General features: G+C 40.3%; 9 protein-coding genes and 2 pseudogenes. 6 read left to right on the top strand and 5 right to left on the bottom strand.

The genetic code is table 11. From position 1 onward, the window contains the following. Positions 1-102 (top strand): annotated as a pseudogene (locus VQ048_RS10060) (IS30 family transposase); the annotation flags it as partial. A gap of 8 nt (positions 103-110) precedes the next feature. Here the strand turns inward: VQ048_RS10060 and VQ048_RS10055 are convergent. Further along, positions 111-233 (bottom strand): annotated as a pseudogene (locus VQ048_RS10055) (type II CRISPR-associated endonuclease Cas1); the annotation flags it as partial. Positions 234-245: 12 nt separating this feature from the next. Next, a complete protein-coding gene (gene cas9 / locus VQ048_RS10050; RefSeq protein WP_327611561.1) occupies positions 246-4460 on the bottom strand; it encodes a type II CRISPR RNA-guided endonuclease Cas9 in 4215 nt (1404 codons plus the stop codon). Positions 4461-4735: 275 nt separating this feature from the next. Between cas9 and VQ048_RS10045 the strand changes: the two genes are divergently transcribed. Together VQ048_RS10045 and VQ048_RS10040 are read left to right on the top strand one after the other, a co-directional pair. Continuing rightward, a complete protein-coding gene (locus VQ048_RS10045) occupies positions 4736-5101 on the top strand; it encodes a hypothetical protein (protein WP_327611560.1) in 366 nt (121 codons plus the stop codon). Between the two features lie 129 nt (positions 5102-5230). After that, positions 5231-5740, top strand: coding sequence for a ferritin (locus VQ048_RS10040; protein WP_327611559.1), 510 nt, complete (start codon positions 5231-5233; stop codon positions 5738-5740). A 56-nt stretch (positions 5741-5796) separates the two neighbouring features. Here VQ048_RS10040 and VQ048_RS10035 read toward each other — a convergent pair whose 3' ends face one another. The 3 genes from VQ048_RS10035 to VQ048_RS10025 are packed head-to-tail and all read right to left on the bottom strand — an operon-like array spanning position 5797 to position 7928. Beyond that, the gene (locus VQ048_RS10035) at positions 5797-6402 is read right to left on the bottom strand and encodes a fumarylacetoacetate hydrolase family protein (protein ID WP_327611558.1); all 606 of its coding nucleotides are present in this window, start codon (positions 6400-6402) and stop codon (positions 5797-5799) included. An 18-nt stretch (positions 6403-6420) separates the two neighbouring features. Beyond that, complete coding sequence (locus VQ048_RS10030) at positions 6421-7185, bottom strand: exonuclease domain-containing protein (protein WP_327611557.1); 765 nt, start codon at positions 7183-7185, stop codon at positions 6421-6423. 29 nt (positions 7186-7214) lie between these two features. After that, entirely contained in the window at positions 7215-7928 is a 714-nt protein-coding gene (locus VQ048_RS10025) for a CDP-alcohol phosphatidyltransferase family protein (protein ID WP_327611556.1), read from the bottom strand. Positions 7929-8133: 205 nt separating this feature from the next. On the opposite strand from VQ048_RS10025, the gene VQ048_RS10020 reads away from it, so the two are divergent. The 3 genes from VQ048_RS10020 (at position 8134) to VQ048_RS10010 (ending at position 11767) form a co-directional block, all read left to right on the top strand. Beyond that, positions 8134-10062, top strand: a complete 1929-nt coding sequence (locus VQ048_RS10020; protein WP_327611555.1) for an LTA synthase family protein — start codon at positions 8134-8136, stop codon at positions 10060-10062. 146 nt (positions 10063-10208) lie between these two features. Further along, positions 10209-10628: a DUF2147 domain-containing protein gene (locus VQ048_RS10015; RefSeq protein ID WP_327611554.1), complete on the top strand. Its 420-nt coding sequence runs from the start codon at positions 10209-10211 to the stop codon at positions 10626-10628. A 155-nt stretch (positions 10629-10783) separates the two neighbouring features. Next, the gene (locus tag VQ048_RS10010) at positions 10784-11767 is read left to right on the top strand and encodes a pyruvate dehydrogenase complex E1 component subunit beta (protein WP_442872818.1); all 984 of its coding nucleotides are present in this window, start codon (positions 10784-10786) and stop codon (positions 11765-11767) included. Positions 11768-11828 lie beyond the last annotated feature (61 nt).

Genomic DNA, 11828 nt, shown 5'->3' with positions numbered 1-11828 from the left:
AATAAACTCAATAATCGACCTCGTAAAAGACTTGGATACCTCACGCCAAACGAAAAATTTAAACAAATTATTAATCAGAATTCTGTTGCATTTGCAAGTTGAATTCAGCATCCTAAATCTTCTACGGGGACGCTGCCTTTTTCCACTTTAGTCTTAGGGCAAATGATTTTCATTTGCAGGTCTTTCAACTTCAGGTAGGCAGGATTGCCAATGTAGATGGAGCGGTAGAGCATAATCCATTATTTTTAGTATTCTCCCTCTTGAACGATTTTGCCGATATGGTTAATACGAACTTTTTTAATATTCCTTAACCCTTCCAAACTTTTTAATTGAATGTAAGAAATGTCTTTTAATTCTTTTTTTCTTTCAACGGCTGTTTCTATATGATGTCTGAAAATAATATCTCTGGCGAAACTATTACCTACTGGAACCTTGGATATTGCTTGAACTCTGTATAAATGTTTACTAATTAATTCTGCATTATTGTCATCTAATAAATCAATGTTATCTATATCAAAATCATCATTAGGAAAAACGAACATTTCATTTTGTTTTAAGGAAAACAAAAACTTCCATCCTAAATCTTCATTAAATCTTTTATCAATAACGGGTAAGTCTTGACTCGCTCTCGCTACCGCCTCATAAAAAGAAACTATATTGTCTTGTAACTTACCTTCTGAATCAAGATATACCGCCAAATGATGATTATTCCCTGTGCTTACAAAATCCGTAGGTATAGGGTTTCCGTTATCGTCCAAAATTTCCCTGCCTAAATGGTCTTTTTGATGGTGTAGAGCTTCGGCGTTACTTACTCCTGTAATGGTTACTCGCTTGATGCAAATTCCTTTTTCCTTGTTGAGCCATATCGGATTTTTATCCAAATCTGAAAAGGCTTCTTTGGTATTACCTCCAAAATCTTTTTTGCGTTGCTCTAAAATAGCTTTTATTTTTTCATCCACCACCTTTTCAATCTTTAAATCAGGAGTAATGTCTTTTCTAATCGTAAAAATTTCCTCAAAACACAACACTTCTTTCAAAGGTTCACCATTTTTAAGTAATGGCATTTTTTTGAGTGTTTTTGTATCAAAAGCAACCGCTGGATTATTGTCAAATTGAGCTAAATGACGAAGCACCAATTCTTTTTCCTGTACATTGATAATAAGTTGAGCCTGTTCTAAACTAAAATTTTTATTGATTTTAGTAGGCTTACTCATCGGTCTTTTGGACTTCCCATAAACTGTTTCTTTATGCAATTGTCCTCGTGGCGTTAGTTGTTCTTTGGTATGATAACCTGACTCTTTCTTGGTTTTATTGATGTTTTTGGTGTAAACCTTATTTTTATTTTTAATCGAAACCAAAATGGTTTCTATATGCTTTTTGGCTTCCTCTCTAAAGTTAGGCATTGGTGGAATAAATTTTCGTTTATCCTTTTGCTTATGCGTTATCTTATTCTCAATCCCTTTAATGTTTTTATGTTCTTTGTGAGATTCATTTTTTCTTGCATTAAGGTAGTTTAAATATTGAATATGACTACTTGTTGTGAAAGCCACCGTTAGTGCATCCATTGCGTGGTGTCTATGGTCGTTTCGTTTTGTCCAATCGGTAATGACTTCTACTTTTTTTGTTTTTTCTTGCCCAATATCATAACGCTCCTCTATCTCTGTCAGTCCTAAAGCCTTATATTTAGGAAAATTCAATTCTTTCATCACATTGATTAAATCCCAATCTTCTCGCAGTCTATCGGTAATACTTCCAGAGGTAACATTCACATCCTTAAACACTTGATATAACATCGCCTTTGCTTTTTTAGCAATGTATTGGCTATTACGCAAATCTCTTTCAATAAAACCATCAGGCAGATTTTTTTGAGCCATCAAGAGTTTATTTCTTTTACCTTTGGAAATAGTTCCTTTGGCGTTATTATAAAGCGTTTCTACCCGTTGGATATAATCGTCAAGTGTTGCATTATAATCACTTTCTATAAAATCATAAGCCGTTCGGTCTGCTTTTTTAAGATTGGTTTCCCTAAAAGCTAAAGTTTTATTAGAGAAAGAATCATCAAATAATAATGCCTTCGGAATAATGTGTTCTATATCTATTTTTGATGAAAATAAATCTTCCTTTTTAATTTGTTTACCAGTAAAAACATCTTTATAGGCTAAAGGTGCTAACTCTTCCCATAAACGATAACGAACCACATCGCTTTTAGTAGGATTAGGAATACCAAAATCTTTAGTAATGAGTTTTTTAATATCTTCATTTCTTCGTGTGGCTTCGTTGATGCCTTTGGTCATTTCAGCTCGTTCCTCTGCACTTTTTTTCAGTTCTCTGGCTAATTCAATACGCACTTCATCGGGTTTGCCATAGGTTTCAATCACTTGATTAACTACATTAACCATTTGGTTAAGTATTTTTTCCACCACAGGATTGCGTAAACTATTTTTAGACAATAACTCTAATTTATCCAACAATTCTCTATTATCATTTTCTTCTTTAGTCAAACTATTAGAATGATTATATCCTGCTAATGCACAGGCTTCTGAATAATCATTTCCGTCTATAAGATACGGAATGATTTTACGCATCGCTTTGGTTGATAAATTCCCGTAATCATCTTGCAAGGACACATTCGCCATCCATTTAGCATATTCGGGAGTAAAGCCAAATTTTTCACAAAGTTTCTTTTTTAAACTGACTGCAGAGTTCCCGTAAATGATTTGGTCTTCTTCGTTGATTTTATCATCTTCCTCGGCAGAATACAACAAATGCCACAATTGATAAGAGGCTTGATTTTCAAATTCTTTTCCGTCTAACTCTGCATTAAAATCTAAAATATCCGTCTGAATACCGATTTGTGAAAACACGGCTTTTAATTCTTCCTTAATCTCTTGAGCTGATTTTTTAGTCCAATCACCATAGCCCTCATTTTCTGCAATGGCTTGGTAAACATTGAATAAAGCAGCATTGGTTCGGTTGCCTTCCAAACCTTCCGGAAAATTTGTTTTGTATTCTTTATCTTTTAAACCTAAAATTTGTAACACCTCTTTTTGTGAGAGATTTCCTCTTAGATTTAATTCTTCAAATAATAATTTTCGCTCATCATCACTTAAAGTCTCTGTTTCCTTTTTATTCTTTGAAACTCCCTCACTAATTTTTGTCACCTCTAAATTATTGATATTCTGCCATATTTTAAATTCTTGAAATAGCGGAGAAGATTTAGGAGCAACACGCCTACCTACCGTCTGCCTTTTGGGTAGTTGGGTGGATTTATTGAGAATAACATTGCCATTTTCGTCTTTTCGTTCTATTTCCCAACTTTCAAACTGGCAGAAACTCAATAAACCTTTTTGAGATTTTAATTTTCGTTGATAAAAAATAACCACATCACGAATTTGCTCCTTTAAGGCAAGTGTTAATTGTGGGTGAAATTGAGCTTGTGTTTCCCAAATTTGCTCAAATTCATCTAAATAATCTTGACGATAGAAAACTTGGTTCTTTAGTGAAGTATGCGGATTTTTCTGTATTTGTTTCCAAAGGTTTTCGCCTACGGTTTCTTTATTAAAATACAATTCCTTGCTTCTATCTGAAATCGCCCCTAAATACCCACTGGATTTATTGAGGTCGTTATTAATTTCTACTAATGCATACGCTACTTCTTCTATATTTATTTTTTTTGAAATAGCTTCGGAACGCCATTTGTAATGTTGTAGCTTTACTTCATCTCTTTTCCCTTTATTTTCGGCAGTATAAACCCCTTTAATGGCAAGAAATCTTTTTCGGCTATTTTGTTGCCCTTGTCCTTTTAAGGCATTATATAATTCATCATCTAATATATCGGTGTAAAACTGCTTTTGATATTCCCAAATAGCATTAAACTCCGCTTGTAAATCCGAACGATAGAAATCAGGCACATATTTTTTACCTTTTGATAGCAATTCATAGGCGTACTGCCCTGGCGTTAAGTTTTCGTCATACAACTTTTTAGCTACTGCCATACCATCAACCGCTTGTCCTTCTTCTTCATTATTTACTTTTCTACTGCTTCTGTAGCCTCTCTTTTTGTTAATCGCTAAAAATACACGGGCTAAATCTTCTAATTCTATTCGTTCTCTCGCTGCCTTGGCTCTTAACTCTAATGTTTGATGGGTGGTATTTTTACCAATTTCGGTTAGTGGTGTATCTTTATCAATCAACTGATTTTTAATCAACAAGTCTATTAAATTTTTTCTTCTGAGTTTATAGCGTTGTAAATTTCTTCTTGCACTTCTTTTAGCTGTTCTATCGGCATTGGTGGATAAGGGTCTCCCTGCTTCAAAATTTGTTTTTTCATCTACCGTTAGAGGATTTACACGAACACCTAACTTAATAATTTCAGATTTCTCACCCTCTTCTTGTGCTTCTCTAACCAACGCCCAACCGATAGAGTTGGTTCCTAAGTCTAATCCAAGTATGGTTTTCATTTTTAGTATATTGATTTTTAAACAATAATAATCTTTATTTTCGTGTATAAATTTAATAAATATTTTGTCATTATGATATTTATATCTAAATTTGTCGCTGAAAGCAATTCACAATAAGGATTATTCCGTTGTGAGAACATTTATTACGGGATCTGGTTACAGGTCTCGTTTTTTATTTCTTTAACAAAACTTTATGAGGTTTTAGGTTTTAACTCCTTGGGTTATCGGCTATCCAAAGGACGGAAATTAAGTTAAACACTAAAAAACAAAAAGAAATGAAAAAAATAGTTTTCATGTTGGCTTTTTTGTCTTTCGGGGCATGGGCAACGGCGCAAGAGATGCCAACTTCAGGTAAGGTTGAAGGGAGTAGAAAAGAAAGAAACGCTACGGACGCCAAGCGGCATTTGGAGGAGATGAAAAAAGAATTGAATCTTACTCCGGCTCAGGTGGCGCAGTTTGAGGCGGCTCATGAAAAGTACCGAAGCCATAGGGAGGAAGAACGAGCCCGGAATAAACAAGTCCGGCAGCAGATGGATCAGGAAATTCGACGGATTTTAACACCGGAGCAATATACCCGCTGGGAGGCTCGCCATTCAAAAAAGGACGGGAAGAAACGCGGGGGCCATGGCGGTAGAAGATAAAAGGATTTTGAACCGAAGTTTTTTAATTCATAGTTTTATTTTTTTATGGTTAGTTGGAGCGGGCTTTGGTCTGCTCCTTTTTTTTAATGACGAAAAAAGTTTAATTTTACCTTTCGAAATACAGAAATTATGATTAGTAAAAAGATTGCTCATCTTATTAATGAGCAGATTTCCAAGGAACAGTATGCTTCTCAGCTTTATCTTTCCATGTCGGCTTGGTTTAGTGCCAAGGATTTGGAGGGGATTGCCAATTATTTTCGCATTCAGAGTAAGGAGGAATTGATGCATGCGGATAAGATGTTCGATTATTTATCGGATGTTGGTGGCGATATCGTCATTGGAGCAATTCCTCAGCCTCCGCATGAGTTTGCGGGCGAAGAGGAGGTTTTTCAGCAGGCGTTGGAGCATGAGAAACTGGTGACGCAAAGCATTTTTAACATTGTAAAAGCTGCGAATGAAGAGGGGGATTTTGCCACAACGTCGTTTTTGCAGTGGTTTGTGAATGAACAAGTGGAGGAAGAATCTTCGGCGTCTTTGTTGGTGTCCAAGATCCGCATGGTGAAAGATAATAATTCAGCGTTGTACCTTTTCGATCAAGAATTGGGGCAGCGGGTTTTTAATCCGGCGGCGGAAGCTTAGGCGTTTGGCGCGCTTTAGGTGTAAAATAAAAACTTCCCAATCATTGGGAAGTTTTTTTATAGGATGCGGAGGTCCATTACTTTTTCTTGCTCCAAATAGGCTTCCAGGCGGTCGTTTTCTTCGACTTTGCCTACGCCCTGCGGGGTTCCCGTAAAGATAAGGTCTCCGACTCTCAGAGTGAAATATTGGGAGGCGAAAGCGATGATTTCATCGGGGTGGTGCAGCATCAGGGCGGTGTTTCCTTGCTGGACGGTTGTTTTGTTTTTTTGAAGGGAAAAGTTCAGGTTTTCCAAATCGAAACGTTCTTTGGGGAAGAACGGAGAGACTACGGCGGAGCCGTCGAATCCTTTGGCTAATTCCCAGGGGAGTCCTTTGGCTTTCAATTGGGATTGAAGGTCGCGGGCAGTAAAGTCAATCCCTAAGGCAATGCTTTCGTAGTGCTTGTGGGCATTTTCTTTTTGGATGTATTTTCCTCCTTTGGCAATTTTCAGTACGACTTCTAACTCGTAATGGATTTCCTCGGAAAATTCGGGGAGATAGAAGTCTTGCCCTTTCAGGAGGGCGGTATCGGGTTTAATGAACAAAACCGGTTTTTCGGGAATTTCGTTTCCTAATTCTTCGGCGTGGGCAGCGTAGTTTCTGCCGATGCAAATGATTTTCATGGCGAAAGGGGGTTGAGGTTAAAAACGGCTTCGGAGTTGGATGGCGGTTAAGATTTTTTTCGTGTAGAGAGGGAAATCTGCGTTTTGAATCCATCCGTAATAGCCTAAATCTTTTTGGAAGACTTCTTTTACGCGTTGGCCTTTGTATTTTCCGAACATGAAGATTTCCTGCTGTTGCTGGTCGTAGCCGATGAATCCGGCCAAATCGGCAAATCGGTTTTGATAGGTGAATTCGCTCAGACCGGCAATGTCGTTGGGGACGTCTTCGTATTTGGCCACTTGGGCATCGAGCACTTCGAAGGTGGCTTGCACGTCGGCTTCGGCCGAGTGGGCATTATCAAGATTTTTGTTGCAGTAGAACTGGTAGGCAGCGCTTAGGGTGCGGGGTTCTTTTTTGAAAAAAACGACCTGGGCGTCCACGAGTTTGGTTTTGCTCAGGTCGAAGTCTTGTCCCACCCGTAGGAGTTCTTCTGCCAAAAGCGGAACGTCGAACTTGTTGGAGTTGTAGCCGCCCAAATCGCATCCGGAAATCATTTCGATGACTTTGGGCGCGATGGTTTTGAAGGTGGGCGAATCTTTTACGTCTTCGTTGGAAATGCCGTGGATTTCGGTGGCGAAAGCAGGGATGTGCATTTCGGGATTTACGCGCCAGGTTTTGCTTTCTCTGGAGCCGTCCGGATTAACTTTTAGGATACAGATTTCGACGATGCGGTCTTTGCCGATGGCGGTTCCCGTGGTTTCCAAATCGAAGATGCACAGCGGCTTATGAAGCTTTAGATTCATGATTTTTTAGTCTGAAAAAGTTGATTTATTTAGCGAAGTTCGTGGCGAAATACCAGCGAAATTAAGATGTAATAGACGATGACGAGCGGAATTCCGGCGAGGCTGAATAACGCCAGAATTAGGAGTCCGCCCAAGACCAAAGCGATTTTTGAGAGGTTATCCTTCAGGGCTTTGGATTTGAATTTCATGGAAATCATCCTTATTGGGGAAACCAGCAGCCAAGCACTGACGATAGTGAGTAGAACGAGGGCGTAACGGTAAGCTTCGGTGTGCCAGTCCAAAGCGTTTTCCATCAGGAAATAGTATAACCCGAAGATAAGGATGGTATTGCTGGGGGTGTTTAGACCTTTGAAATAGTATTTTTGGTCTTCGTCCAAGTTAAAAATGGCCAGACGCAGGCAGGAAAAAGCGGTAACCAAGAGACCTAAATATTGCAGGCGGAATGACAGCGACGCACCGAGAAACTCATTGCCGAAAGGGGCGAGAAGCTGATACAGGGTTACTCCGGGAAGCAGCCCGAAGCTCACCATATCGGCAAGCGAATCCAACTGGACGCCCAAATTGGAATTGGCTTTTAGGGCTCTGGCGACGAAACCGTCCAAGAAGTCCAATAGGAGGGAAAGCACGATACAGAATGCCGTAGTGCGATAATCCCCCTGAATAAGATGAATAACGCCAATACTTCCGGAAAAGAGGTTTCCCAGTGTGAGAAGATTGGCCAGGTTATTTTTTAGGAAGGTCATGGTTGTTCTACAAGGGTTAAAAAGTGGAAAATAGTTTTAATTGTGATGTTTTTACGGTTGATTCGGAAGCTTATTCCGCCGCAAAAGTACTAAAAACTAACTTTACGACCGCGGTGTTTGGTTTTGTGTTTTTTTTAACGGATTCGGATGCAATGCTTCTGTTTTTTTACCTTTGTCTCCATTTTTTAGACGATCAATAGACTTTATGAAGCATTTTCGATTTCGCGAGGTTGGAGTTCTTGTTTACAGAATTCTTTTAGCCTATGGGTTTTATCAAGTGGCGAGGCTCCTTTTTTTTCTTTATAACAAAGAATTTCTTGGGGTTAAAGGACTGGGAGAGTACCTTAAACTGGCGTATTATGGAACGGCTTTCGATACTACGGCTATTCTTTACGTTAATGCTCTTTTCATACTGCTTAGTTTGTTGCCGCTTACGGTCAATACGTCCAAGGGGTATCAGCGGATGTTGTTTTGGCTCTATTTTGTAACCAACGGGATTGCTTATGCGATGAATTTTGGGGATTTTATCTACTACCGCTTTAGTCAATCTCGTCTGACGTCCGCGGTGCTGGATGTGGTAGCGAATGAAACCAACCTTTGGCGGGTTTTTGGGGTTTCTTTGCTGGAACACTTTGAACTTCCTCTCCTTTTCGGAGGGCTTTTATGGGGATGGGTGTGGCTTTACAAGCGGGTGAAGATAGAGGCTGATCGTCCTGCGAAACTTGGGCCTTATTTGGCTTGGTCCATTGTTACTCTTTGTGTGACGGCAGCTTTGGTGGTAGGCGGTATTCGAGGGGATTTTAAGCATAGCACTCGTCCGATCAACTTGGTGGATGCCAATCGTCATACGGAAAATCCGGTTCAGGCGAACTTGGTTTTAAACAGCACTTTTTCGTTTTTTAGAACGATTGATACCAATAATTTTCAAGAGGTTCATTTTGTAGATGAGGACTTTATTAAGCGGTACGTTAAGCCGTATAAGCATTATGAGCGGGAAGTTCCTTCTCCTCGGCCGAATATCGTAATCTTTATCGTGGAGAGTTTCGGTAGGGAGTATTCGGGGGCGTTTAATCGGGGGAAAGGGTTAGCGGATTATGTTTCTTACACGCCTTTTATAGATAGTTTGGCGGGGGAGAGCCTTATTTTCACGAACATGTATGCTAACGGAAGGCAGTCCATTCATGGGATGAGTAGTGTTTTGGCGGGAATTCCGAGCTTAAAGGATGCGTTTACGAGTTCGCCTTATTCCAATCAGAAGATACAGTCCATTGTTTCGGTGTGCAACGATTTAGGGTATTCTACTTCGTTTTATCATGGGGCGCCTAATGGATCGATGGGGTTTCAGGGGTTTGCGAATATTTTGGGTTTTAATCGGTATTATGGGATGACGGAGTATGGTAACGATGCGGATTTTGATGGAATGTGGGCGATTTGGGACGAGCCTTTTCTGCAGTATTTTGCCAAAAATGTTGGGCAAGAGGCCGGGCGTCCGTTTATGGCTACGGTGTTTACGGCTTCGTCTCATCATCCTTTTAAGATTCCTGAAAAATATAAGGGGAAATTTAAGAAGGGAACAATTGAGATGCATGAGCCGATACAGTATACGGATTATGCTCTTCGTAACTATTTTGAAACGGCAAAAAAGCAACCTTGGTTTCACAATACGATTTTTGTCATTACGGGGGACCATACCAATCAGGTGTTTTATCCCGAATATGAAAAAGCCATGAACCGTTTTGCGCTTCCTCTTCTGCTTTATTCGCCTAATCCTCGTTTTCATTTGCAAGGCGTGCGGGAGACGATGGCCCAACAGGCGGATATTTATCCTACTTTGGCGGATTTAATTGGGTATAACCAACCGATAAGAAGCTGGGGGAGGAGTCTGGTTGCTGACGATACGGATTCGGGGATTATTGTTAACTCGGATGGGGTTCAGGAGCAATTCATCATCGGGTCTTACATTTACCGTTTTGATGGGCGTGAGGTGACCGGAGTGTACTTGAAATCGGATTTAGGTTTGGAAAACAACTTGTTGGGTCATGCGCAAGGGGCAGAGATTGAGCGGGGCAAAAAACTTTGTAAAGCTTGGTATCAGGATTATATGCATAGGGTGATTCGCCGGAAACTTTACTGATGGAAAACTTTGTTTAATCGGATAGGGAAGGGGCAAGTGTCGAAAATAAATAAAAAATGAGCGAAGGATGTAGTTTGTTTAATTTTTTTGTTTACTTTTAGCAAAAAATAAAGCGTAAAGTATAATTGTTTTTAAGAACGAGAAAAATGAAAAAAATCTTATTATCATTTGTGGCGGTTTTTTTTGCCACGCTTTCCCAGGCTCAGATTGAGGGGAAATGGAAAACTATTGACGACGAAACGGGACAGGCTAAGTCGGTGGTGGAGATTTTCAAAAAATCGGACGGTCGTTATTACGGTAAAATTGTGCAGTTGATGCAGAAGCCGGAGAATAATAATTGCGTGAAATGTACGGATGACCGCAAAAACAAACCGCTTGTGGGGCTTGAGATTATTCGCGGGCTGTCCAAGAAAGAGGCTGAATTTACGGGAGGTACGATTACGGATCCTAAAACGGGCAAGACGTACAAGTGTACAATTACCAAAGACGGAACGAAGCTTAATGTTCGCGGTTACGTGGGCTTTTCGTTAATCGGAAGGTCGCAGACTTGGCATAAGGTGAATTAGATCGTAGGGCTAAGATGAAATAATTGATGGGAAAAGCAGCTTTTGTAAGGCTGCTTTTTTATTTTTTGGTTCGGGATGTTGGAATTATTGCGCGGATTAGTTGCGTTATAATAAAATTAAAATGCGTAATTTTGTGCATCAAAAATTATAAAAGAATGGCAGAATATACTTTTCGTGAGGTGATTGCGCAGGCAATGAGTGAAGAAATGCGCAAGGACGAGTCTATCTATCTGATGGGCGAAGAGGTAGCGGAATACAATGGTGCGTACAAGGCCTCTAAGGGCATGTTGGCAGAATTTGGTCCGAAGAGGGTTATCGATACGCCGATTGCGGAGTTGGGTTTTGCGGGGATTTCCGTGGGGGCAGCGATGAATGGCAATCGTCCGATCGTGGAGTTTATGACGTTTAACTTTTCTTTGGTGGGAATCGACCAAATTATTAACAATGCGGCTAAAATTCGTCAGATGAGCGGTGGTCAGTGGAATTGTCCTATTGTTTTCCGAGGGCCTACGGCTTCTGCCGGTCAGTTGGGGGCGACGCATTCGCAGGCTTTCGAGAGTTGGTATGCCAACTGCCCGGGGCTGAAAGTGGTGGTTCCATCTAACCCATACGATGCAAAAGGGCTTTTGAAGACGGCAATTCAGGATAATGATCCGGTTATTTTCATGGAATCCGAACAGATGTATGGCGATAAGATGGAGATTCCGGAGCAGGAATATTACATCCCGATCGGTAAGGCGGACATCAAGCGTGAAGGGACCGATGTTACGTTGGTTTCGTTCGGTAAGATTATGAAATTGGCGCTTCAGGCGGCGGAAGATTTGGCGAAGGAGGGGATTTCTGTGGAGGTGATTGATCTTAGAACGGTTCGTCCGTTGGATTACGATACGGTTTTGGCTTCGGTTAAGAAGACCAACCGTTTGGTGGTGTTGGAAGAGGCTTGGCCTTTTGGATCGGTGGCTTCGGAGATTGCTTATATGGTTCAGCAGAAAGCGTTTGATTATTTGGATGCTCCGATTAAGCGGATTACGACTCCGGATGCGCCGGCACCTTACTCTTCGGCTTTGTTTGCGGAGTGGTTCCCTAAATTGGAAAAAGTGAAAGAGGAGCTGAAAAAAGCGATGTATGTAAAGGCGTAAGCCTTGAAATAAAATAGATAAAAACTCTCGAAAGAGGGTTTTTTTATTTATAAAAAGTAAT

Source organism: Bergeyella anatis (assembly GCF_036016955.1).
GTDB lineage: Bacteria > Bacteroidota > Bacteroidia > Flavobacteriales > Weeksellaceae > JAYWXI01.
Note: the sequence above shows the minus strand (reverse complement) of the source record. Positions and strands in the feature narration are given on the sequence as shown.